The organism is Amycolatopsis sp. PSD-21, assembly GCF_055561455.1.
The window spans coordinates 2,951,268-2,974,301 of the sequence record NZ_CM145712.1; the positions used below are offsets into that span (position 1 = coordinate 2,951,268).

At 69.2% G+C, this 23,034-nt stretch carries 23 protein-coding genes; 15 read left to right on the plus strand and 8 right to left on the minus strand.

The window, feature by feature from the left end; genetic code table 11:
• Positions 1-2 precede the first annotated feature (2 nt).
• Positions 3-827, plus strand: a complete 825-nt coding sequence (gene dapF, locus ACZ1DY_RS14310) for a diaminopimelate epimerase (protein ID WP_465484651.1) — start codon at positions 3-5, stop codon at positions 825-827.
• Here dapF and ACZ1DY_RS14315 read toward each other — a convergent pair.
• Complete coding sequence (locus ACZ1DY_RS14315; protein ID WP_465484652.1) at positions 824-2,068, minus strand: MFS transporter; 1,245 nt, start codon at positions 2,066-2,068, stop codon at positions 824-826. The two genes, dapF and ACZ1DY_RS14315, sit on opposite strands and share 4 nt — an antisense overlap.
• A 61-nt stretch (positions 2,069-2,129) precedes the next feature.
• Between ACZ1DY_RS14315 and ACZ1DY_RS14320 the strand changes: the two genes are divergently transcribed.
• From ACZ1DY_RS14320 to ACZ1DY_RS14330, 3 genes are all read left to right on the plus strand, one after another.
• Positions 2,130-2,627 carry an ArsR/SmtB family transcription factor gene (locus ACZ1DY_RS14320; protein WP_465484653.1) on the plus strand — a complete coding sequence of 166 codons (498 nt, stop codon included), beginning with the start codon at positions 2,130-2,132 and terminating at the stop codon, positions 2,625-2,627.
• A 43-nt stretch (positions 2,628-2,670) separates the two neighbouring features.
• Entirely contained in the window at positions 2,671-4,101 is a 1,431-nt protein-coding gene (gene hflX, locus ACZ1DY_RS14325) for a GTPase HflX (protein ID WP_465484654.1), read from the plus strand.
• A gap of 192 nt (positions 4,102-4,293) precedes the next feature.
• Positions 4,294-5,307: an esterase-like activity of phytase family protein gene (locus tag ACZ1DY_RS14330; protein ID WP_257488037.1), complete on the plus strand. Its 1,014-nt coding sequence runs from the start codon at positions 4,294-4,296 to the stop codon at positions 5,305-5,307.
• Positions 5,308-5,382: 75 nt separating this feature from the next.
• Here ACZ1DY_RS14330 and lexA read toward each other — a convergent pair whose 3' ends face one another.
• Positions 5,383-6,099: a transcriptional repressor LexA gene (gene lexA, locus ACZ1DY_RS14335; RefSeq protein ID WP_126734914.1), complete on the minus strand. Its 717-nt coding sequence runs from the start codon at positions 6,097-6,099 to the stop codon at positions 5,383-5,385.
• A gap of 317 nt (positions 6,100-6,416) precedes the next feature.
• On the opposite strand from lexA, the gene ACZ1DY_RS14340 reads away from it, so the two are divergent.
• The 4 genes from ACZ1DY_RS14340 (at position 6,417) to ACZ1DY_RS14355 (ending at position 11,279) form a co-directional block, all read left to right on the plus strand.
• Positions 6,417-6,911, plus strand: coding sequence for a LysM peptidoglycan-binding domain-containing protein (locus ACZ1DY_RS14340; RefSeq protein ID WP_465484655.1), 495 nt, complete (start codon positions 6,417-6,419; stop codon positions 6,909-6,911).
• A 297-nt stretch (positions 6,912-7,208) separates the two neighbouring features.
• Positions 7,209-7,697, plus strand: a complete 489-nt coding sequence (gene nrdR, locus ACZ1DY_RS14345; protein WP_034311932.1) for a transcriptional regulator NrdR — start codon at positions 7,209-7,211, stop codon at positions 7,695-7,697.
• Between the two features lie 34 nt (positions 7,698-7,731).
• Positions 7,732-10,548 carry a vitamin B12-dependent ribonucleotide reductase gene (locus ACZ1DY_RS14350; RefSeq protein ID WP_257488035.1) on the plus strand — a complete coding sequence of 939 codons (2,817 nt, stop codon included), beginning with the start codon at positions 7,732-7,734 and terminating at the stop codon, positions 10,546-10,548.
• Positions 10,549-10,628: 80 nt separating this feature from the next.
• On the plus strand, positions 10,629-11,279 hold the full coding sequence (locus tag ACZ1DY_RS14355; protein ID WP_257488034.1) for a hypothetical protein: 651 nt from the start codon (positions 10,629-10,631) through the stop codon (positions 11,277-11,279).
• Here ACZ1DY_RS14355 and ACZ1DY_RS14360 read toward each other — a convergent pair.
• Genes ACZ1DY_RS14360 through ACZ1DY_RS14370 form a run of 3 tightly spaced genes read right to left on the minus strand, consistent with a single transcriptional unit; the run spans position 11,267 to position 13,330 of the window.
• Positions 11,267-11,623 (minus strand): DoxX family protein, encoded by a 357-nt coding sequence (locus ACZ1DY_RS14360; protein ID WP_257488033.1) that lies wholly within the window; start codon positions 11,621-11,623, stop codon positions 11,267-11,269. The two genes, ACZ1DY_RS14355 and ACZ1DY_RS14360, sit on opposite strands and share 13 nt — an antisense overlap.
• Positions 11,624-11,662: 39 nt before the next feature.
• Positions 11,663-12,712: a DUF2293 domain-containing protein gene (locus tag ACZ1DY_RS14365; RefSeq protein WP_465484656.1), complete on the minus strand. Its 1,050-nt coding sequence runs from the start codon at positions 12,710-12,712 to the stop codon at positions 11,663-11,665.
• A gap of 18 nt (positions 12,713-12,730) precedes the next feature.
• A complete protein-coding gene (locus ACZ1DY_RS14370) occupies positions 12,731-13,330 on the minus strand; it encodes a CGNR zinc finger domain-containing protein (RefSeq protein ID WP_465484657.1) in 600 nt (199 codons plus the stop codon).
• A gap of 55 nt (positions 13,331-13,385) precedes the next feature.
• Here ACZ1DY_RS14370 and ACZ1DY_RS14375 point away from each other — a divergent pair, with 55 nt between their 5' ends.
• The gene (locus ACZ1DY_RS14375; protein ID WP_257488030.1) at positions 13,386-13,784 is read left to right on the plus strand and encodes an SRPBCC family protein; all 399 of its coding nucleotides are present in this window, start codon (positions 13,386-13,388) and stop codon (positions 13,782-13,784) included.
• Here ACZ1DY_RS14375 and ACZ1DY_RS14380 read toward each other — a convergent pair whose 3' ends face one another.
• Positions 13,785-14,369, minus strand: a complete 585-nt coding sequence (locus ACZ1DY_RS14380) for a TetR/AcrR family transcriptional regulator (RefSeq protein ID WP_465484658.1) — start codon at positions 14,367-14,369, stop codon at positions 13,785-13,787. It abuts the gene before it with no gap.
• Positions 14,370-14,462: 93 nt separating this feature from the next.
• Between ACZ1DY_RS14380 and ACZ1DY_RS14385 the strand changes: the two genes are divergently transcribed.
• Positions 14,463-15,110 (plus strand): FMN-dependent NADH-azoreductase, encoded by a 648-nt coding sequence (locus ACZ1DY_RS14385; RefSeq protein ID WP_465484659.1) that lies wholly within the window; start codon positions 14,463-14,465, stop codon positions 15,108-15,110.
• Positions 15,110-15,424, plus strand: coding sequence for a DMT family transporter (locus ACZ1DY_RS14390; protein WP_126734905.1), 315 nt, complete (start codon positions 15,110-15,112; stop codon positions 15,422-15,424). The genes ACZ1DY_RS14385 and ACZ1DY_RS14390 overlap by 1 nt, the downstream gene beginning before the upstream one ends.
• Before the next feature lie 46 nt (positions 15,425-15,470).
• Here ACZ1DY_RS14390 and ACZ1DY_RS14395 read toward each other — a convergent pair whose 3' ends face one another.
• Positions 15,471-17,477, minus strand: coding sequence for a prolyl oligopeptidase family serine peptidase (locus ACZ1DY_RS14395; RefSeq protein ID WP_465484660.1), 2,007 nt, complete (start codon positions 17,475-17,477; stop codon positions 15,471-15,473).
• 85 nt (positions 17,478-17,562) lie between these two features.
• On the opposite strand from ACZ1DY_RS14395, the gene ACZ1DY_RS14400 reads away from it, so the two are divergent.
• From ACZ1DY_RS14400 to ACZ1DY_RS14410, 3 genes are read left to right on the plus strand one after another with little or no spacing between them, the layout of a single operon-like run.
• Positions 17,563-18,483, plus strand: coding sequence for a neutral zinc metallopeptidase (locus tag ACZ1DY_RS14400; protein WP_257488026.1), 921 nt, complete (start codon positions 17,563-17,565; stop codon positions 18,481-18,483).
• Positions 18,480-18,962 carry a hypothetical protein gene (locus ACZ1DY_RS14405; protein ID WP_465484661.1) on the plus strand — a complete coding sequence of 161 codons (483 nt, stop codon included), beginning with the start codon at positions 18,480-18,482 and terminating at the stop codon, positions 18,960-18,962. Before ACZ1DY_RS14400 ends, ACZ1DY_RS14405 begins: the two co-directional genes overlap by 4 nt.
• 47 nt (positions 18,963-19,009) lie before the next feature.
• A complete protein-coding gene (locus ACZ1DY_RS14410) occupies positions 19,010-19,441 on the plus strand; it encodes a CBS domain-containing protein (protein ID WP_126734901.1) in 432 nt (143 codons plus the stop codon).
• Between the two features lie 59 nt (positions 19,442-19,500).
• On the opposite strand, the gene ACZ1DY_RS14415 is transcribed toward ACZ1DY_RS14410, so the two are convergent.
• A complete protein-coding gene (locus tag ACZ1DY_RS14415; protein WP_465484662.1) occupies positions 19,501-21,066 on the minus strand; it encodes a DUF4139 domain-containing protein in 1,566 nt (521 codons plus the stop codon).
• A gap of 82 nt (positions 21,067-21,148) precedes the next feature.
• On the opposite strand from ACZ1DY_RS14415, the gene ACZ1DY_RS14420 reads away from it, so the two are divergent.
• The gene (locus ACZ1DY_RS14420) at positions 21,149-22,960 is read left to right on the plus strand and encodes a Xaa-Pro dipeptidyl-peptidase (protein WP_465484663.1); all 1,812 of its coding nucleotides are present in this window, start codon (positions 21,149-21,151) and stop codon (positions 22,958-22,960) included.
• The last annotated feature ends 74 nt before the right edge of the window (positions 22,961-23,034 follow it).

Sequence of the window (23,034 nt, forward strand, 5' to 3'; positions counted from 1 at the left end):
CCATGGGCGGCATCGAATTCCTTAAGGGACACGGCACACAGAACGATTTCGTGCTGCTTCCCGACCCCGACGGCCGCTTCGAGCTGACCGAAGCGCGGGTGGCGGCGCTGTGCGACCGTCAGCGTGGTCTCGGCGCCGACGGTGTGCTCCGGATCGTGCGGTCGGCCGCACTGGGTGTCGAGTCCGGCGGCGAATGGTTCATGGACTACCGCAACGCCGACGGGTCCATCGCGGAGATGTGCGGCAACGGTGTCCGGGTCTTCGTCCGTCATCTGGTCGACTCCGGCCTCGTGTCCGAGCGCGACTTCGTCATCGGCACCCGCGCCGGCGACCGGCCGGTCCAGATGCACGCGGACGGATCGGTGACCGTGCAGATGGGGCCGGCGACGATCACCGGTACCTCGGTCACCGTGGTCGCGGGGCAGCCGTTCTCCGGTGTCGCGGTGAACGTCGGCAATCCGCACCTGGTGTCGGTCGTCGAGGACGACGTCGACGTGCTGGACCTGCGCGACCAGCCAGACTTCGACTCCGACGTGTTCCCGGAAGGCGTGAACCTCGAGTTCATCAACCTGCTGGGCGACGACGCGCTCAAGATGCGCGTCCATGAACGCGGTGTCGGCGAGACGCGGTCCTGCGGCACCGGCACGGTCGCCGCGGTCGCCGCCGCGCTGCACCTCGCCGGAACCGACACCGGTGAGGCGACCGTCGACATCCCCGGCGGCCGCGTGGTGGTCGAGGTCCGCCGCGGTGAATCCACGCTGACCGGACCGGCGGAGATCGTCGCGCGCGGCGAACTCGACGGAACCTGGTGGGCCGGGCTCGGTTAGCCGACCGCGATCGGCTCCCTGGGAAGGTCGCGAAGCTTCCGGATCGGCGAGAAGACCACCCACAGCACCGCGGCCGCCTCGCCGACCGCGACGAACCACAGCGTCCCCCGGATCCCGATCGCCTCACCCAGCACACCGCCGACCAGTCCGCCCAGCGGGAGCATGCCCCACACCACGAAGCGCACGCTGGCGTTCATGCGGCCGAGCAGCCGGTCCGGGCAGACGGCCTGCCGGTAGGACACCTGCGCGACGTTGTAGACGATGATCCCGAACCCCGCGATCGCCAGCGCCGCGGGGAACAGCACGATCCGCCAGCCCGGCGCGGCGAGCGGAAGCAGCAGCTGGAACGGCCAGGTGAGCAGCGGGACGAACCAGATCGAGCGGGCCTGCCCGATCCGCCGGGTGATGCGCCCAGCCAGGATCGCCCCGATGATCCCGCCCACGCCACCGGTCGCCAGCACGACGCCGACGACCGCCGGTGACAGGCCGAGTTCCCGGTTCAGGAACAGGATTTCGACCGCGGTGAAGGCACCGTTGAACAGGTTCGCGGTCGCGGTGCAGGCGACGATCGAGCGGAGAGCCGCGTCGGTGAAGACGAACCGCAGTCCCTCGACGATCTGGGGGAGCAGCTTCGCGTCTTCATGCTGCTCGGGAACCTCTTCGACGGTGCGGATCCGCAGCAGGCACAGCGCGGAGGTCAGGAAACCCACCCCGGTCATCAGCACGGCGTTGGCCGCGCCCGCCAGCTGCACGAGCCCGCCGCCGACCCCCGGCCCGGTCAGGAACGCGACCGACTGACTGGCCTGGAGTTTCGCGTTGCCTTCGAGCAGGTGCTCCCGGCCGACCAGCGACGGCAGATACGACTGGTAGGCGACGTCGAAGAACACCGTCGCGACCCCGACGAGCGTGGCGACCACGATCAGCTGCGTCAGCGACAGCACGCCTGCCCACCACGCGATCGGAATGGTGAGCAGCAGCGCGGCACGGACGAAGTCGGCCCGCAGCATCAGCGCCCGCCGCCGCATGCGGTCCACCCACACCCCGGCCGGCAACCCGATGATCAGGAACGCGATCGTCTCGGCGGCGGTCAGCAGCCCCATCTCGAACGGCGTCGCGGCCAGCACGGTGGCCGCGAGCAGGGGAATCACTGTGTGGCCCGCGAATGCACCCAGCTGACTGGCCGTGTCACCGGCCCAGAGCCGCCGGAAGTCGGCGTGGAAGAAGAGCGAGTCCTTGCGCACTCCGCCACCCTGGCGTGAGTGATTGGAAAGTGTCAATCACTTTTCGCTCTAGGCTGTCCCGGTGCCCACTCCACGACGCGCCGCCACCAAGGCCGAGATCGCCGCCATGGCCTCCGGAATAAGGCTGCGCATCATCCGGTTGACGTACTCGGAGGCGCTGACCAACAAGGAACTCGCCGAACGGCTCGATCGCGACCCCGCGACGACGCTGCACCACGTGCGCAAACTCGTCGACACCGGGTTCCTCGAAGCGCTCCCGCCGAGACGCGGCACGCGCGGCGCGAAAGAAATTCCGTATCGCTCGACCGGGTTGTCCTGGCATCTTGATTCCCGCGACAAGGGGATCGATCAGGCGATCTTCGAGGCCTACCTGGCCGAGATCGCCGACGTGGGATTCGACGAGGTGCAGCAGACGCGCCTGGTCGTCCAGGTACCGGACGAGCAGATCGCCGAGTTCGAAACACGGCTGATGGAGCTCGTCGACGACTTCATCTCCCGGCCGGCCGACCCGGACGCGAAACGCACGGCCATCTACCTGTCGAAGTATCCCAGCAGGTAATGAATTCGGTCCCGCCGCCGAAACGTGGGACCATGGAGGCACGATGACGGAACTGACACACAACGATCTGAACGACATGGACCCATCGACCGGCGAACTGGAGCTCGAGGACCGCGCCTCGCTCCGCCGGGTAGCGGGCCTGTCCACCGAACTCGCGGATGTCACCGAGGTCGAATACCGGCAGCTGCGCCTGGAGCGCGTCGTTCTGGTCGGTGTGTGGACCGAGGGCAGCGCCCTCCAGTCCGAAGCCTCGCTCGCCGAACTCGCCCGGCTGGCCGAAACGGCCGGCTCCGAGGTGCTGGAAGGCCTGGTGCAGCGGCGGATCCGCCCGGATCCCGCCACCTACATCGGCTCGGGCAAGGTCAAGGAACTGCGCCAGATCGTGGCGGCCACCGGCGCCGACACGGTGATCTGCGACGGGGAGCTCTCGCCCGGCCAGCTGCGTCAGCTGGAGGAGAAGGTCAAGGTGAAGGTCATCGACCGCACCGCCCTGATCCTCGACATCTTCGCGCAGCACGCCCGCTCCAAGGAGGGCAAGGCGCAGGTCGAGCTGGCCCAGCTGCAGTACCTGATCCCGCGGCTCCGCGGGTGGGGTGCGGCGCTGTCCCGGCAGGCCGGTGGCCGCGCGGGTGGCGCCAACGGTGGTGTGGGTCTGCGTGGTCCTGGTGAGACGAAGCTCGAAACCGACCGGCGGCGGATCAACAAGCGCGTGTCGAAACTGCGCCGCGAGATCGCCGCGATGGACACCATCCGCGAGACCAAACGCGGTCGACGGGTGGCCAACGAGGTGCCGAGCGTCGCGATCGTCGGCTACACCAACGCCGGCAAGTCGAGCCTGCTCAACGCGCTGACCGGCGCCGGGGTGCTGGTGGAGGACGCGCTGTTCGCCACGCTGGACCCGACGACCCGGCGGGCGCAGACCCCCGACGGCCGCACCTACACGCTGACCGACACCGTCGGTTTCGTCCGGCACCTGCCGCACCAGCTGGTGGACGCGTTCCGCTCGACGCTGGAGGAGGCGGCGAGCGCCGACCTGCTCGTGCACGTCGTCGACGGTTCCGACCCGACGCCGGAAGAGCAGGTCAACGCGGTGCGCGAAGTGCTCGCCGAGATCACGAAGCGCCGTTCCGAGCCGCTCCCGCCGGAGCTGCTGGTGATCAACAAGGCCGACGCCGCCGACGAGGTGTCACTGGCCCGGTTGCGGCACCAGCTGGCCGGTTCGGTGCAGGTGTCGGCGCGCACCGGCACCGGGATCACGGAGCTCGCCGAGGTGATCGCGGAGCGGCTGCCGAGGCCGGAGGTCGTGGTCGAGGTGCTGATCCCGTACTCGCGAGGCGAACTCGTCTCCCGCGCCCACGCCGACGGCGAGGTGCTGGAGGAAGAGCACGTCGAGACCGGGACGCGCCTGATCGTCCGCGGCAGGCCCGAACTGGCCGCGGCGCTGAGCGACTTCCAGACGAACTCGGCTCTGTAAGCAAGTACGTGAAGGCCCCCTTCACTGCGTTGGACGCAGTGAAGGGGGCCTTCACGTATCTCGGGCCTGGCTCGCCGCTGAAAGTGGCCTTCGCGACATTCCGCCCCATCTCGGCATCCGCACCGAACTGCGCGCCGCCCCGGACGTCTCCGTAGTGTGGGGCTTCAGGGGTTCCACGGTTCGGAGGTGGATGTGCGGGGGATTGTCGCGGCCGCGGTCGTGCTGGTGGCGTTCATCGGCGGGACGGCTCCCGCCATGGCGCAGGAGGCCCCGGCGCCGCAGCCGGTGTGCAAGAACAGCGAATCCCGGCTCGGTGAACTGTCCGGACTGGTCTCCGACGGCGACCACCTGTACGCCCTCAACGACGGCGGCACCAAGACGCAGGTCTTCGTCCTCGGCCGCGACTGCAAGGTCCAGAAGGTCATCTCGGCCGCGACGGACCCTTACGACCCCGAAGACCTCGCCCGCACCGCCGACGGCACCTTCTGGCTTTCCGACACCGGCGACAACCGCAAGAAGCGGGACACGGTCGCGCTGATCTCGCTGACCCCCCAGGGCAAGGCCACGCTGCACCGGCTCACCTACCCCGACGGGCAGCACGACGTCGAAGCGCTGATCATGGACCGCTCCGGCACGCCGTACCTGATCACCAAGGACGTCTTCGGCGACGCGAAGGTGTACCGGCCGACGGGACCGCTCGCCAGCCCCGGCCCGACCCCGCTGGAGAGCGTGGGGTCGTTGCAGATCAAGGAGACCTCGACGCCGGGCGGACCCGTCGGGTCGATCGGGTCGATGACGGTGACCGGCGCGGCCTCGATGGCCGACGGCTCGGTGGTCGCGTTGCGTACCTACACCGACGCCTACCTCTACGCCGTCACCGACGGAGACCTCAAGAGCGCGCTGCAGCGCGAACCCGTGCGCGTGCCCTTGCCGAACGAGAAGCAGGGCGAGGCGATCGCCTTCGATCCGGACGGGACGCTGCTGTCCGGCGGGGAGGGCGTCGGGGAGCAGATCCGTGCGGTGAAGGGCGCGGCCGCGCTCGCCGTGGAAGCGGCGAAATCCGAGGGCAGCACGTCGGGCGGGACCTCCGCGGCCGGTGGCTCTGGCCAGGGGTCCGGCTTCCCGTACGTGCAGGTCGGGATCGCCGCGGTCGTCGTGATCGGAGGCCTTCTGCTGGTCGGCAGGCTGCGCAAGCGGCGCGCCTGACCGGGTGGCCTGCCGAAGCTGCCGAGTCTGACCCGGGTCGGATGACCCGGGATCCCGGCGTGCTCCGGCTCCGGACTACAGCCTGCGAAGAACGGCGACGACCTTGCCGAGGATCGTGGCGTCGTCACCCGGGATGGGGTCGTACGCCTCGTTGTGCGGCATCAGCCAGATGTGGCCGTCCTTGCGCTTGAACGTCTTGACCGTCGCCTCGCCGTCGATCATCGCCGCGACGATCTCGCCCGGATCCGCCGTGGGCTGCTGGCGCACGACGACCCAGTCGCCATCGGTGATGGCGGCGTCGACCATCGAGTCACCGGTGACGCTCAGCAGGAAGAGCTCACCCTCGCCGACGATCTCCCGCGGCAGTGGGAAGACGTCTTCGATCGCCTGCTCCGCCAGCACCGGCCCACCGGCGGCGATCCGGCCGACGAGCGGCACGTACGCGGCCTTCGCGGCGGACTGGGGCTGCTCGACGTCGATGCCCATCGGGTTGTCGTCCGTCGTGGCGAGCACTCCCACCGCACGCGGACGGTTGGGGTCGCGTCGCAGATAACCCTTGCGCTGCAGGGCCTGCAACTGGTGCGACACCGACGAAGTGGAGGTCAGCCCGACCGCCTCGCCGATCTCACGCACACTCGGCGGGTAGCCGAACCGGCTCACCCACAGTTTGATCACGTCGAGCACCTGCTGCTGCCGCACGGTCAGGGTCTCGTCCACCTCGTAGACCTCGGGCAAGGCGCGCACCTTACCCGAGCCCCTAGGCGCGTTCCCCGCCTTGCTCTCCTTAGCCACCGTATCGCTCCTTCATCTCTGCGTCGCCTCCCAGTACGTCCGGTCGCCCGGACCGACTTCGCGTGTCTTCGCCGGTGGCGGACGATCTTCCCGCCCACGGCACCGGCGGCGTCCGCGCAGCAGACGCCCTGGTCAACGACGTTAGCCCGCCGGGACGACGATTTCAAACATCTGTTCGATGGACACGCCGTGTCGCTCGATTTTTGTCGGTGGGAGGTGGTACACATTCGCACGGGCGTTCGATAGAACGCCTGTTCGATCTTGATCGCCGGGTCCCGGCCCGGCGCGAGCGCAGCAGGAGTTGCGAGGAGGTTCCGATGTCGATTCTGGCCGATCGAGGACTGGTGCGGCCCAGTTCCCCCAGGTCCGTTCCGGCAGGGGTGACCCGGCCCGTGCGGGTGGTGCGGGGCGGGCGTGCCGAGCCCTTGCGCCCGCCGACCAGGGCGCGGGTCGTGGCGGGCCGCCGTCCCGGTGTCGCCACCGCCTCCCCGGCGTGCCCGGCGCCGCGACGGCTCCCGCTCAGGTGGCCGTCGCTCGCCGCGATGGCCCTTCTCGTCGCCGGAGTCGTCACCGGATTGGGTCTGTTCTTGGCCGGTGTTCCCGGCGCCGCGGTGCCCGAACGGACCACGACGGTGTCCGTTTCCGCGGGGGACACCCTGACGGAGCTGGCGGCGCGTTTCGCGCCAGGAAGTGACACTGGCGCGGTCGTCGCCAAGATCAAGGAGCTCAACTCCCTGGAAGACGCCGTTCTCGTCCCCGGATTGCCGCTCACGGTGCCGGTCGCGGCCGAGGTGGCGGAAGGCGGGAGGTGATCCTCGTGCCGTTCTCACCCCTCGTGGGTGAGCTCCTCGTTCGTGTCTGACGGACCCGGTCGTCGCGCTTGCGCGCGCCCGGACCTCGCCCTAGTCTCCACCGCTATATGTAGTAGTTACATGGCTGTAGTTGGTCCATAGCTTGGGGTAGACTCGGTACCAGTTGTCCACAGCTGGCCGGTGTTCACCCACCGGATGTCCACAGATCGATCCACATGTCGATCTTTCGCCGTTGCGTGGCGGCGGAACGGGCGTCCATTCGGGACCGGCCGGCGCGGAGGGGAAGGTGATCGGCGGATGAGGTGCCCGTTCTGCCGGCATGCGGACTCTCGGGTCGTCGACTCCCGAGAGGTGGATGAGGGTCAGGCGATCCGGCGGAGGCGCTCGTGCGCCGCTTGCGGCCGGCGCTTCACCACTTCGGAGACGATGGTGCTCGCCGTCGTCAAACGATCCGGGGTCACCGAGCAGTTCAGCCGGGACAAGGTGGTCCGGGGGGTGCGCCGCGCCTGTCAGGGCAGGCCGGTCGACGACGACGCGCTGCAGCAGCTCGCGCAGCGGGTCGAGGAGTCGATCCGGTCGGCGGGGCTGGCGGAGATCCCGAGTCACGAGGTCGGCCTGGCGATCCTGGGCCCCCTGCGCGAACTCGACGGCGTCGCCTATCTCCGGTTCGCCAGTGTCTACCGCTCCTTCTCCTCGGTCGAGGACTTCGAGAAGGAGATCTCGGACCTTCGTGAGGCCATGGCTGCCACACCGGACGAGAGCGATCAAGACGCGAAAGACGGCTGATGCCGCCTCCCGCGTGGGAGTGAGGGAAAGACCCATGACCGAGACCGTGGGAACAGGCAACCCGGCGACAACGCGGACGAGCGGGAAGAAGAAGCAGGCCGGCGGGCTGACCGTGCGGCGTGTCTTCACCACCGAGGGCGTCCACCCGTACGACCAGGTCACCTGGGAGAACCGGGACGTCGTGATGACGAACTGGCGCGATGGGACGGTCAACTTCGAGCAGCGCGGTGTCGAGTTCCCCGGCTTCTGGTCGGTCAACGCGACGAACATCGTCACCAGCAAGTACTTCCGCGGCGCCGTCGGGACACCGCAGCGCGAGCAGAGCCTCAAGCAGCTGATCGACCGTGTCGTCCACGCCTACGTGAACGCCGGCCGCGAACACGGCTACTTCGCGAGCCCCGCCGACGCCGAGGTCTTCGAACACGAGCTGACCTGGATGCTGCTGCACCAGGTGTTCAGCTTCAACTCGCCGGTGTGGTTCAACGTCGGCACGTCGTCGAAGCAGCAGGTCTCGGCGTGCTTCATCCTTTCGGTCGACGACACCATGGAGTCGATCCTCAACTGGTACCGCGAAGAGGGCCTGATCTTCAAGGGCGGCTCCGGTGCCGGCCTGAACCTCTCCCGGATCCGTTCCTCGCGTGAGCTGCTGTCCTCCGGCGGCACCGCCTCCGGTCCGGTCTCCTTCATGCGTGGTGCAGACGCCTCCGCGGGCACCATCAAGTCCGGTGGCGCCACGCGGCGCGCGGCGAAGATGGTCGTGCTCGACGTCGACCACCCGGACGTCGAGGAGTTCGTGCAGACCAAGGCCCGCGAAGAGGAGAAGATCAAGGTCCTCCGCGACGCCGGGTTCGACATGGACCTCTCCGGCTCGGACATCGCCTCCGTCCAGTACCAGAACGCGAACAACTCGGTCCGCGTCTCCGACGAGTTCATGCAGGCCGTCGAGACCGAGGGCGACTTCGGCCTGCGGTCCCGCACGACCGGCGAGGTCATCGACCGGGTCGACGCCAAGAAGCTGTTCCGCACCATCGCGCAGGCCGCCTGGGAATGCGCCGATCCCGGCCTGCAGTACGACGACACGATCAACGATTGGCACACCTGCCCCGAATCGGGCCGGATCACCGCGTCCAACCCGTGCTCGGAATACATGCACCTGGACAACTCCAGCTGCAACCTCGCCTCGCTGAACCTGCTCAAGTTCGCCACCGAGGACGGCGGTTTCGACGCGCCGCTGTTCGCGAAGGCCGTCGAGCTGGTCATCACCGCGATGGACATCTCGATCTGCTTCGCCGACTTCCCCACCGAGGCGATCGGCGACACCACCCGTAAGTTCCGCCAGCTGGGCATCGGCTACGCGAACCTCGGCGCCTTGCTGATGGCGCTCGGGCACGCGTACGACTCGGACGGCGGCCGCGCGCTCGCCGCCGCGATCACCTCGCTGATGACCGGCGTTTCGTACCGGCGTTCCGCCGAACTCGCCGCCGTCGTCGGGCCGTACGAGGGCTACGCGCGCAACGCCGAGGCGCACCAGCGGGTCATGCGCAAGCACGCCGCCGCCAACGAACTGGTGCGGACCTATCACTCCAACGACGCCGCGGTCCGCGCGCTCGCCACCCAGGAATGGAAGCGCGGCATCGAACTGGGCGAGACCAGCGGCTGGCGCAACGCACAGGCGTCGGTGCTCGCTCCCACCGGCACCATCGGCTTCATGATGGACTGCGACACGACCGGTATCGAGCCGGACTTCTCGCTCGTCAAGTTCAAGAAGCTGGTCGGCGGCGGTTCGATGCAGATCGTCAACCAGACCGTCCCGCGCGCCCTGGCCGCGCTCGGCTACCAGGGCGAGCAGATCGAGGCGATCGTCGAGTACATCGCCCAGCACGGCCACGTCGTCGACGCTCCGGGCCTGCGCCAGGAGCACTACGAGGTGTTCGACTGCGCGGTGGGGGAGCGGTCCATCGCGCCGATGGGCCACGTCCGGATGATGGCCGCGGTGCAGCCGTTCCTGTCCGGCGCGATCTCCAAGACGGTCAACATGCCGGAGTCGGCGACCGTCGAAGAGGTCGAGGAGATCTACTTCCAGGGCTGGAAGTACGGCCTCAAGGCGCTCGCGATCTACCGCGACAACTGCAAGGTCGGCCAGCCGCTGTCCACCGGCAAGAAGGAGAAGGCCGAGCCCGAGGCCGAAAAGGTCGTCGAGTACCGGCCGGTCCGCAAGCGCCTGCCGAAGAAGCGCCCGAGCCAGACGGTGTCGTTCACCGTCGGTGGTGCCGAGGGCTACCTGCACGCCGGTTCGTACCCGGACGACGGCCTCGGCGAGATCTTCGTGAAGCTCGGCAAGCAGGGATCGACCCTTTCGGGCGTGATGGACGCGTTCTCGATGTCGATCTCCGTCGGCCTGCAGCACGGGATCCCGCTGGAGTTCTACGTTTCGAAGTTCTCGAACCTGCGCTTCGAGCCCGCCGGCATGACCGACGACCCCGACATCCGCATTGCCACCAGCGTCATGGACTACCTGTTCCGCAGGCTGGCGCTGGACTACCTGCCCTACGAAAAGCGTTCGCAGCTCGGCATCTTCACCGCCGACGAGCGTTCGGCGCAGGTCGAGGCGAACTACGGCACGGCGCCCGCCGCCGAACCGGAGAACGTCGACCTCGACGCCCTTAGGTCCACTGTGGACTCTTCCTCCGCGGAGCCCGCCAAGGTGGCGCATTCGACGGCGGAACTGGTCGAACTGAACCTCGGCACCGCCTCCGACGCGCCGCTCTGCATGACCTGCGGCACCAAGATGCGGCCGGCCGGTTCGTGCTACGCCTGCGAAGGGTGCGGCGCCACTTCCGGCTGCAGCTAGCGCACAGCGAATGTCAGGAAAGGGTCGTTCAGGACGATATGTGTCCTGAACGACCCTTTCCTGACACTGGAGGCGATTGCGTGACCATCCCCGACCCGTTCGGCACGCTCAGGCAGGCGCTCTGGATCTGCGGCGGCCAGTGGGCGGGAAAGTCCACCGTGTCCAGGTTGCTGGCGCGCCGTCACGGCATCACCGTCTACCACTACGACTTCCACGATGCCCGCGCTCACCAAGATCGCCGCATCGCTCACCGCGTCCGTAATGGACTGCCCGCCGCGGATCCCGACCCGGAGACCGTCTGGGTGGACACCACTCCCGAACGGATGGCCGCCGAAACGATCGCCGGTTTCCCGCTGCGGTTCGAATGGGCGCTGGACGACCTGCGCGCGCTGGTCTCCGGGCGCCCGATCCTCGCCGAAGGCTGGGGGCTGCGCCCGGAATTGGTCGCGCCTCTCCTGGATTCACCACGGCGGATGATCGTGCTGGTCCCCACCGGCGATTTCCGTGAGCACCAGCTCCGCGTGCTGCCCCGGGCCGGCTCGGTGGCGCACCGGGTCAGCGACCCCGAACGCGCGCAGCGCAACAGGATCGAGCGGGACCGGCTCGTCGCCGACGACGCCGTCCGTACCGCGAAGGATCTCGGCATCCGGGTGCTGGAGATCGACGGCTCACGAGACGCCGAGGCGGTCGCGGACGTCGTCGCCGAGCACTTCGGTCCCTACCTGGCCTGAGCGAGATCGAGCACGAAGGTCGCCACCGCCAGCGCGAGGAATCCGCCGGGGAAGGCGATGTTGTAGAGGACGCGCGCCCGCACGTGAGTGATGACGGCACCGAGGTAGAACAGTACGAGCCCGGCGGCCGCCGCGGTCCCGATGTACGGCACCCCGAGCAGGCCGAGCAGCAGCCCGGCCGCGCCGGCGGCCTTCAATGAGGCCAGCGGCGGGATCCACGATTGCGGGACGTTGACCTCGGCGGAGTTCTTGAGGACGAACGGGACACGCGCGAAATCGGCGGCGGCGATCCCGGCGTTGATGGCGATCGTCGCGATGGCCACGATGAGGTATGCGGTGAACATGCTCCCTGGACGAGGCCCGCGCCCGGACTGTGACAGCGGTCAGGAACGCCAGCGGTCGAGCACCGTGTCGATGGCGGGGCGGATGCGGTCGCGGGCGGACTGCCGCTCCACACCCGCCATGAGGAGGTCGTCGTACTCGGTGTCCAGATGCCGGATCGAGGCGACGACGGCGAGGAACACCGCTCGCTCGGCCAGTTCCCGCCCGGCGGTCGACCGGCCCACCCGGCCACTGCCTCGCTGGCCGGCATGTTCGGCGATCGCGCGTGCCCGCTCCGGTGGACAGCCGGGGAACATCTCCGTGATCGCGGCGTGGAACCGGGCGGTGAACTCGACGTCCTCGTGGGCGCGGCGTTCGCGATCCCGGCCGCGGCGCCGTTCCCGGACGTCCTCGTCGGCGAGGCATTGTTCCTCGGCGTCGCGCAGCGCCGCTTCCTCGACCAGGAGTCCTTGCCGCTCACTGCGCTTCCGTGACCGGTTGAAGCGGACGACCACGGCGGAGAGGCGGCTCGCCTTCTTCGCCCGGCGGGTCAGGGCGGTGTCGCCGGCGGGCAGGAAGACCAGGTGACCGAGGTCGGCGCAGTCGAGGCAGTGCGGCTTTTCGTTCTCCATGAACAGCAGGTCGCCGGTGCCGCCGCAGTCGGCGCACGTCCAGTCCTTCAATGCCACGGAGACGACGAGGTCCGGTGCTTTTTGTTGCCGGGCGAGCACTTGCGCACGTTTGGCTTCGGACAGTCCCGGCAGGAGCCACTGCGTCCGGAACAGCGGTTCGAGACCGGCCAGTTCGCCCGAAGTCACCCGGAGGGCCGCCCGGTCGCGGGTCGCGCCGACATGTTCGATCTCCGAGCTTTCGAGGGCCTTTTCCCGCGTCCATCGGTGAAGCGCGCCGAGAGCGAACTCCAGTTTCTCCGCGCTCACCGGCAAGGCGGTGGACAGGTCGGGGATCCGGCCCTGCTGCCAGCTTTTGAGCATGCTCTCCGGCAGCCAGCCGATGCCGTTCAGGACGTCGAGCGCGGTCACCGATTTCCGTTTGGACAGCAGCTTTTCCGCTGTCTCCACGACGCGCTGTTCCAGTTTCGCCTCACCTTGCATCGCCGGGAATCGTAGCGATCAGGCGGTCTCGGTCCGCGCGCGGTACGCCCGGATCTTGGCGCGGTTGCCGCAGCGCTCCATCGAGCACCAGCGGCGGTTGCCCGAGCGGGAGGTGTCGAAGAACAGCAGGTGGCAGTCGTCGGCGGAACATTCGCGGACACGGCCCGACCGCTCGCCCGCGACGAGGCCGATGGCGTCGCGGGCGACGGCGCCGAGGAGCTGTTTCCCGGTGACGGGCGGCGCCCAGGCGAGCCGCCGTGTCCCCGGGTCGACGAGCGGCCTCGGGGTCTCCGCGGTCCCGCTGTTCAGCAGGGCGAGGTCGTCCTCCGACGGCGTTTCGCCGCGGGCGAGGGCGGGTGCGATGCGGTAGAGGGCGCCCCGGAGTTCCTTGAGCGCCGCGAGTTCGGCGGGCCGGATCCGGACGTCGGTCAGGGGAGCGGTCAGCGCCAGCCGGGAGCCGGTGAACCACTCGGCGAGGTCGGACGGCGTATGCGCGATTTCGTAGCGCTCGTACGGGCCGGGGCCGCCGGTCAGCATCAGTTCGAGGCTGAGGCTGCCCGGATCGAACCGGTACCGCTCACCCTGGGCGTTGACGAGCAGTCTTGTTCCCGGAGTCATGTAACCACTATAGTCGGTTTCAGAAACCAGGTAAGAAGGTTACGGCGGAGGCGTGATGATCGGCAAGACGAAGGACGCGGGCTGGGAGATCGGCGTGTCCAAGACGGTGGCGTATCCGCTGGAGCAGGTGTGGGAGTACCTCTCGGGTCCTGGCCTGGCGGCCTGGCTGGGTGACGTGCGGCTGGAGCCGGAGAAGGGCGCGCCGTACGAGACGGCCGACGGCACCGTCGGCGAGGTTCGCGGCTACCGCGAGCAGGAGAAGATCCGCCTCACCTGGCGTCCGAAGGACTGGGACCACGAGAGCACGGTCCAGGTGGGGCTCCGTCCGGCCGGGCCGGGCAAGACGGTCGTGGTCTTCCATCAGGAACGGCTCACCGGCCCGGAGGAGCGCGCCGCGCAGCGTGAGCACTGGCAGGCCGTGATGAAGCTGGTTGTCGACGGTCTCGCCGGCTGATCAGGAGAGCGTTCGCCGGGCGAGCTCGGCCAGGGTGTCGATGATCCGTTCGGCGCTCAGGCCGAGTTCGCCTGTTTGGTGGAGAAAGACGTCCGCGGCGAGCGGCGCCAGCAGGATGTCGGCGAGCGCGTCCGGATCCTTCGCTTCCGCCTGCTCGGCGAGATGGCGGACATGGGTGCGCCACAGCCGGTACGGCCCGCTGGTGAAGCGCGAATGCCCGACCTCGGTGCCGAGGACGAGATGCGCGTGCCGGGCGAGCAGTCCGATCATCGCCGCGTAGAACGCGGCCAGCCGTTCGGCGGGCGGCGCGCCGGGTCCCACTGGGGGAGGGCCGGTCAGCAGCCGCTCCTGTAGTTCCCGCTCGTGCTCGTCCAGCAGGGCGACGGCGATCGCCGAGCGGTCCGGGTAGCGGCGGTACAGCGTCGCCCGGCCGACCCCGGCGGCTTTGGCGATGTCCTCCATGGTGACGTCCGCGGCCGGGCGCGCCGCGAAGAGCTCTTCGGCGGCCTTCAGGATCTTCGCTCGGTTGCGGGCGGCGTCCGAGCGTTCCCGTCCCTGGCCGGCCGCGAGGAGATCTTCTGGCATGTCCGCAGCCTAGGGAATATCCGGACACGGCGTCCACTTGTACCCGGCGAAGCAAGTGGACGCCGTGTCCACTTCCTGGTCCGGGAGGCCCCGATGAGCCACCTTCTCCACCTCGACTCCAGTGCCCGCAGCGCGTCGTTCTCCCGCGAGCTGAGTGCTCGGTTCGCCGAGGTCTGGCGTGCCGCGAACCCGGGCGCCGGCTACACCTACCGCGACGTGGCCGCCGACCCGGTGCCACCGATCGGCCAGGCCTGGACCGAGATCTGCGACGCCCTCCTCCAGGCCGGGATCACCGATCCGGCCGGCTACGCCTCGGTGGTGAAGACGCCGGAGCAGCGCGAGGCCTGGGCGGTCATCGAGCCGCTGCTGGCCGAACTGCTCGCCGCCGACGTCGTGCTGATCGGCGCGCCGATGTACAACTTCTCGATCCCCGCGACGCTCAAGCTGTGGATCGATCAGGTCACGTTCCCGAAGATGTCCTTGGCGGGCAAGGCTTTCGTGGTCGCGGGAGCGCGCGGCGGTACCTACCTGCCCGGCACGCCGCGCGAGCCGTTCGACCACCACGAGCGCTACCTGCGCGACTTCTTCGCCGGGCACTACGACGTCCGGGACGTCACGTTCCTGAACTCCGAACTGGCGAACGCCCTGGTCGACCCGGGGCTGAGCCCGCGGGATCCCGAGCGGATCGCGTCGCGGGAGCAGGCGCTCCTCGGTGCCGAAAAGGCCGGAAGGGAAGTCTGATGGGCTGGGGAATCCTGCTGCTGGCGGGAGCCGTCGAGGTCGCCTGGTCGCAGAGCATCAAGCCGACGGAGAACTTCACCCGATTCTGGCCGACCGTACTGTGCTTCGTGCTCGGCGTCGCCGCGGTCTACCTGCTTTCGAAGGCGATGGACTCGCTCCCGGTCGGTACCGCGTACGCCGTCTTCACCGGTATCGGCGCGGTGGGCGCGATCGTGTTCGGCATCGTGATCCACAAGGATCCGCTCAGCTTCGGCCGGTTCGCCGCGATGGCGCTGATCGTCGGCGGGGTCGTGCTGGCGAAGGTCGCGGAGTGACCCCGGGAAGGGGACTTTCCCGCCGGAAAGTCCCCTTCCCGGTGGGTCAGGCGAGCTTCTCCCACAGGAATTCGAGCATCAGCGCCCATTTGTGCGCCAGCTGCTCGTTGTCGGCCGCCGCGCCGTGGCCGCCCTCGATGTTCTCGTGGTACCGCACGTCGTGTCCCTGCTCCAGCATCCGCGCGACCATCTTGCGGGCATGCGCGGGATGCACGCGGTCGTCCCGCGTGGACGTGACGAACAGGACCGGCGGGTATTCGCCGTCACCGCGGACGTTCTGGTACGGCGAGTACTTCCCGATGAAGTCCCATTCCGCCGGGTCGTCGGGGTCGCCGTACTCGGCCATCCACGACGCGCCGGCGAGGAGCTTGTGGTACCGCTTCATGTCCAGCAGCGGCACCTGGCTCACGATCGCGCCGAACAGGTGCGGATAACGCGTCAGCATGACACCCATCAGCAGCCCGCCGTTGCTGCCGCCCTGGATGCCGAGGCGCGCGGGCTCGCTGATGCCGCGCTCGACGAGGTCGGCGGCGACGGCCGAGAAGTCCTCGTACACCTTGTACCGCTTGGCTTTCGTCACCGAGGTGTGCCAGTCCGGCCCGTACTCGCCGCCGCCGCGGATGTTCGCGACGACGTACGTGCCGCCGCGCGAGAGCCAGCCGCGGCCGATGACGCCGCTGTAGCCGGGAGTCAGCGAGACCTCGAAGCCGCCGTAGCCGGTCAGCAGCGTCGGCCCGCCTTCGGCACCGGAGGGGCGGACGACGAAGTACGGGATCTTCGTGCCGTCTTCGGACGTCGCGAAGTACTGCGAGACCGTCATTCCTTCGCTGTCGAAGAAGGCGGGAGCGCGCTTGAGGACCTCGACGTCGCCCCCGACGTGCCCGTAGCTCAGCGTCGACGGCTGGGTGTAGCCGCTGGAATCGAGCAGGTACTCGTCGCTGACGTCGGGGTCGGTGCCGGTGATCTGCGCGGTGCCCAGTTCCGGGGCGCCGGCGAGCGGCTGGGAGGCCCAGCCCTCGGACGGCGTGAGCACACGCAGCTCGGTCCGGACGTCGGACAGGGTCGAGAGCAGCAGGTGGTTGTGCGTCCACACCCAGTACTCCAGGGACGTGTGCGCGTCCGGTGTGAACAGGGTCGTGAAAGTGCGCTCGCCCGCCATGAACGCGTCGAACCCGCAGGCGAGCAGAGCGCCGGAGGGGTACGTCGTGCCTTCGACGGTCCAGTCCGAGCGAAGCCGGATCAGCAGCCATTCGCGGTGCGAGGACGTCTGCGCGTCTTCGGGGACCTCGATGCGGTCTAGCCCGGAGGCCGTCCGGACATACCTTTCCGTCCGGTAGAAGTCGATCGACCGGTAGACGAAGTCACGCTCCCAGCCTTCGGTCGGGTCGTGGTGGGCGGACACGGAGACGTCGTCCGTCTTGCCCTCGAAGACCACCGTCGCCTCTTCGAGCGGGGTGCCGCGCCGCCATTCCTTCGCCAGCCTCGGATAGCCCGAATCGGTCAGCGTCCCCGGACCGAAATCGGTGCCGACGTAGACGCGGTCGCGGTCGATCCAGCCGATCCTGGTCTTGGCCTCGGGTACGAAGAAGCCGTCTTCGACGAACCGGCGCTCGCCGAGGTCGAACTCGCGGACGACGGTCGCGTCGGCGCCGCCCCGTGACAGTTCGACCAGCGCGCGGTCGTAACCCGGGCGGAGGACGGCCGCGCCCTGCCACACCCAGTTCTCGCCCTCGGCCTCGGCCAGCGCGTCGACATCGAGGAGGAGCTCCCACTCCGGCGTGTCGAGCCGGTACTGCTCCAGGGTGGTGCGGCGCCACAGACCGCGGGGGTTGGCCGAGTCCTGCCAGAAGTTGTACAGGTATTCGCCGCGGCGCCGGATGTACGGGATGCGGTCGTCGGCGTCGAGGACCTCGCGGACCTCGTCACGGATCCCGGCGAACCGCTCGCCACCCGCCAGTTCCGCCAGCGCCTCCGCGTTGCGGGCTCGCACCCAGTCCAGCGCCTTCTCGCCGGTCACGTCTTCCAGCCACAGGTACGGGTCCTCGTCGCTCATACCCACAGTCTCGCCGGGTGCCGTATCCCGGCGCCACCAGGTGTGGCATTCCGTATGCTGTGGACTCGCACGTTTGGGGGACAGCATGGACGGCACCGACGAGGTACCCAGACCGTTCGCGCCTTCGCCATCTCGCCGGAACCCTGGGGCCGCCGTGGTCGGTCTGCTCATCGTCGCCGCGCTGACCGGCACCGGGATGGCGATGGCGGGTGGACCGCGGACGGTCGTCGGCCAGGCCCTCCCGGTGCCCGGCGCGTACACCTCGGAAGGGGCCAAGGCGCCGGCCGGGAACGCGAAGCCCGCGCCCAAGGAGGTGCGGGAACTGGAGACGAACCCGCTGCTGGCGGACGGGGTCGCGCTGGGCGCGGTCACCTGCCGGCTGCCCGCGATCAGCCGCGAGCCCGCGAAACTGGAGACGTACTACAAGACGTTCGTGGCATGTCTCGCCGAAGCCTGGAAACCCGCACTGGACCAGGCGAACGAGCCCGCGCTGACGGTGACAGTGCAGGTGACGCTGCCCGAGACCAGCGCCTGCGGGAAGGCGCCGGGCGAGAACGAGGCCGTCGCCTACTACTGCGGTGGCGACACCACGATCTACGCGCCGACCCAGTGGATGCTGGGCGACGCCGGCCTCGAACGGTCCCGTCACCTCGCCACGATGGCCCACGAGTACGGGCACCACGTCCAGCGGTCCAGCGGGATCCTGTCGGCCGCCGCGGAGAAGATGTCGTCGCCGAACGAGGACAGCCCGGCCGACAAGGAACTGGTGCGCCGCATAGAACTGCAGGCGAACTGCTTCGGCGCGCTCGCCCTCGCCGCCGCCGCGGGGCGCGGGTCGATCAGCAGGGCGCTCGCCGACGCCGCCCTCGACGACTACGGCCGCGCCGACGACAGCGACACCCACGGCAGCCGTCGTAACCAGCTGAAATGGGCGAAGGCCGGGTACTCCGGGAAGACGACGTCAGCGTGCAACACGTGGGCGGCCCCGGCCTCGGACGTCAAATGACCGACGAGGTGATGGCCGAGATCAACACCGGCCTCCAGCTGCACATCTCCGGTGACCGCGCCGGAGCGCGCGAGAAGTTCGCGGCGCTGTGGGAACGGATCGGCGAGGACGGCGACCCGCTGCACCGATGCGCGCTCGCGCACTACATGGCCGACGTCTGCGACGACCCGGCCGACGAACTCGCCTGGGATCTGCGCGCCCTCGCGGCGGCCGATTCGCTCACCGACGAACGCGCCAAGGAGTACCACGCGACGCTGGCCGTGCGCGGCTTCTACCCGTCGCTGCACCTCAACCTCGCCGAGGACTACCGCAAACTCGGTGATCACGAGTCCGCGAAGGCCCAGTGGGAGCTCGGGCGGGGCACCCTCGGCGCGCTCGGCGACGACCCGTACGGCACCGGGATCATCCAGGCGTACGACGCGCTCGCGGCCAGGCTCGGTCTCGAACCGGACTCTCCGGACTTTCGCGCAGGGCGGTGAAGCCATAACCTGGAGTGACTCAGGTCACCCATCCGGGAGGAGCGCGTATGCGGATTTCCGATCTGTTGCGGACCAAGGGGGCGGCCGTCGCGACCGTCTCGCCGGAGACGAACGTCACCGAACTGCTCGAAAGACTGGCGGAACACAACGTCGGCGCGCTGGTGGTCGTCGACGCCGACGGCGCGATCGTCGGGATCGTCTCCGAACGGGACGTGGTGCGACGGCTCAACGAGCGCGGACCCCAGCTGCTCGACGGATCGGTGTCCGCGATCATGACGAAGATGGTCGCGAGCTGCACCCCCGAGGACTCGGTCGATCAGCTTTCGGTCCTGATGACCGAACGCCGCATCCGGCACGTCCCGGTCGTGGTGGACGGCAGGCTCGCGGGGATCGTGAGCATCGGCGACGTCGTGAAGACCCGGATGGAGCAACTGGAGAAGAGCCAGGAACAGCTGGAGGCGTACATCTCGCAGGGCTGATCGGCTCGTGAGTGGTAAGGACGGTTCTAACCGTCCTTACCACTCACGAGGCGTCTGGGTTACTCCCGCCACCCCGACAGCTCGACGCCCTTCGCGACGTCCACCCGGTACCCGAGCGTCACGACACTCTTCGCGCCCGGAGCGAGCGTCAGCCGCCAGGTGAACTCGCCCAGCTCGGTCCGCTCCACCGGCTCCGGCGTGGTGCGTACGTCCCGGACGGTGATCGCGTCGTCCCGGGAGACCGGCGCCTGATCCAGCACGGTCACGACCGCTTCGCGCGGGCTGTGGTTGACGATCGTCGTGGTGTAGGCGGCTTCCCGCTTGCGGACCCCGGACAGCGTCGCCTTGCTCGCCGTGCGGTGCGTGAGCTCGCGCTCGACCCGGATCCGGTCGTCCACGCCGAGGGCGAGTTCGAGTTCCTCACCCGGCGCCCAGACGTCCAGCCGGGTGGTGCCGACGAACTCCGTCTCGTGGAACACCGACGCCTTCCCCGGCCGCAGCGTGTGCTCCGAAGTGTTGACCACGGTCGCCCGCAGGAACGCCTCCGGCGACACCACCGGAGCGGTGACGTAGCCCAGTTTCGCGGTCAGCTCCAGCTGTGCGAGCGTCGTGCGGTGACCCTGCGCCCCCGAGGGGACCGCCACCGGGCGGCCCGGCCGGTAGGTGACCGCGGTGGTGCCCTGTTCGACGGACGCGGTCCGCGCCGCCATCGCGGGCGCGCCGGGAGCCGGCATGCCCACGGCCTCCGGGATCCCGCCGCCCGCGGGCGACGCGCCGCCGTACGCCATCCGTGCCATCAACGGCTTGTACTCCGGCACGCGGTCGAGGAACCACGGATCGAGTTCCGGCACCTCCACGGTGTTCGCCGGCCGCGCGGTGGAGAGGGCCAGTTCGCATTCCGGCCAGTCCTCGCCGGTGTGCTGGGTGATCCGCCCGTACCAGGTCAGCGAGACGTCCTCGCCGCGGACGCGCACGTCGTAACCCGGCTCCCAGCTCGCGTTCGCGACCACATAGGACAGTTCGAGGCCGATCTCCGCGCCGTTCTCCTGCGGCTCCAGCTCCACCGTGACCGTGGCGCTGTCCACTTCGGACGTTCCCTGTTTCGCCTCGATCTCGCGGTCGAGCGCCTTGAGGTCGTCACGAAGCCGGGCGAGGCGGATGCCGAGTTCGCGACGCTTTCCGAGCGCCTCGGCCAGCTGTGTGCCGAGCGCGTCGGTGACTTCGGCGACCCGGGGCGGTTCCGCCGTGCCCGCCGCGAGCGCCTTCGCGAAACTCTTGCCGCTGCGTGCCGCCAGCCCGGTCAGCAGATCGACCTTCGCCGTCTCCGCGGCGACGGCGTCCGCGACCTCGTCGACCACCGCCTGATCGGCGCGCCGCCGCTCGGTCAGCGCGCGCAGGGAAGCGTCCGCGGGCGCGGGATGGCGCTCGACGGCGACGTCGACCCCGGCGATGACCGCCGGTCCGGAACCGGTGACTCGGACCGAGTCGGTGTCCAGGTTCCACGGCAGGTCGGCGAAGGCGAAGCGCGTTTCGCCGTCGAGGGCAGCCGAAGCCCGCCTGGTGATCCGGGCGTGGTGCGGGTAGACGGTGACGGCGACGATCGGTGCTTCGAGAGTGCTCGGCATGCCTCCGACGTTAGTCTCTTGACACCCGTTCGGGTGGCCGGAAACCTCAGCTGGGTCTTGCCCGCCCGCCATTGGGGGTCCTGTGAGAGTCGCCAGGCTCGCTGCCCTGTTCACCGCCGTCCTGGTCCTTCCGGCGACGGCGTTGCCCGCTCAAGCCGACGCGCCGCCGTCGCCGGTCTTCAAGGACGGCCAAGCCCAGCCGGTGTTCGACCCGGCGGACGTCATCCGGGAGAACGTCTGGGTCACCGCGCCGGTCGACAGCGACCGTGACGGCAAGGACGACCTCGTGCACGCGGAGGTCGTGCGGCCTCGCGCGACGCAGCAGGGCATGAAGGTCCCGGTCGTCTACCAGGCCAGCCCTTACTACGCGGGCGGCAACGACGTCGCGAACCACAACGTCGACGTCGAGCTGTACGTGCCCGGCGCGAAGCGTCCCCCGGCGGGCCCGCGGATCGCGACCAAGACCGTCGGCCCGAACGCGGCGCCGATCAGCTGGCGCTACCAGGACTACTTCACCGCGCGCGGCTTCGCCGTGGTGTACGGGGAGTCGCTCGGCAGCGGCCAGTCCACCGGCTGCCCGAGCAGCGGCGACGTCAACGAGACCATCGGCGCGAAGTCCATTGTGGACTGGCTGAACGGCCGCGCGACGGCACGGGACGCGGCGGGCAAGGCCGCGGTCGCGGACTGGAGCACCGGCAAGACCGGCATGATGGGCGTGTCCTACAACGGGACGCTGCCCAACGCGGTGGCCAGCACGGGCGTGGAGGGGCTGGAGACGATCGTCCCGATCGCGGCGATCTCCAGCTGGTACGACTACTACCGCAACGACGGCGCCGTCGTCGCGGCGGGCGGGTTCCAGGGCGAGGACGCGGACGTGCTCGCGGACTACGTCTACACGCGCGAGGATCGCGCCGTCTGCCGTCCGCTCATCGACGGCATCGCGGTCGACCAGGACCGGGTGACCGGTGACTACAGCCCCTTCTGGGACGCGCGGAACTACCGCAACGACGTGAACAAGGTGCGGGCCTCGGTGCTCGTGGTGCACGGCCTCGGCGACTGGAACGTCAAGACCGACCAGGGCACCCGCTGGTACGAGATGCTCAAGGCGCGCGGCGTCGAGCACAAGATCTGGCTGCACCAGGCCGGGCACTCCGATCCGTACAGCCTCCGCCGCGACGTCTGGCTCGCCACGCTGAACAAGTGGATGTCGCACTACCTCTACGACGTGGACAACGGCATCGAGCGCGAGCCGAAGGCCACCATCCAGCGTGAGGACAAGTCGTGGGTGGACGAGCCGGAGTGGCCGCTGCCCGGCACCCAGGACGTGAAGCTCTACCCGTGGCCCGGCGGCTCTTCGAAGGGCAAGCTCGACACGCGCAACCCCGTTCCGGGCAAGGCCGCCGTCGAGACGCTGGCGGACGACGCGAGCAAGACGATCGAACAGCTGGCGGCCGCGGCCTCGTCGGGCAACCGGCTGCTGTACTCGACCACCGCGGCGAAGCAGCCCGTGCGGCTTTCCGGAACCGTGAAGACCGACCTGTCGCTGTCCTTCGACAAGCCGGCCGCGAACGTGACCGCCGTGCTCCTCGACCGCGCCCCGGACGGGTCGGCGAAGGTGATCACCCGCGGCTGGACCGACCCGCAGAACCGGCGCGACCCCGCCCGCACCGACCCGATCACCCCCGGTGAGAACTACAAGGTCGAGGTGGAACTGGTCGCTAAGGACTACCTGCTCGCGGCCGGGCACAAGATCGAGTTCCTGGTGGCGTCCAGCGACCACGACTACACGCTCCGGCCGAAGCCGGGCGCCGGTGTCTCGGTCGAGCTGAACCGCAGTTCGCTGGTGCTGCCGGTGGCGGGTGGCAAGCCCGCGCTGCGAGCCGCCTTCGGCTGAGCGGGCCGGCTTTCCGTGAAGGCCTCCTTTCCTCCTTTGAAGGTAGGGAAGGAGGCCTTCGCTACGTCACGCCG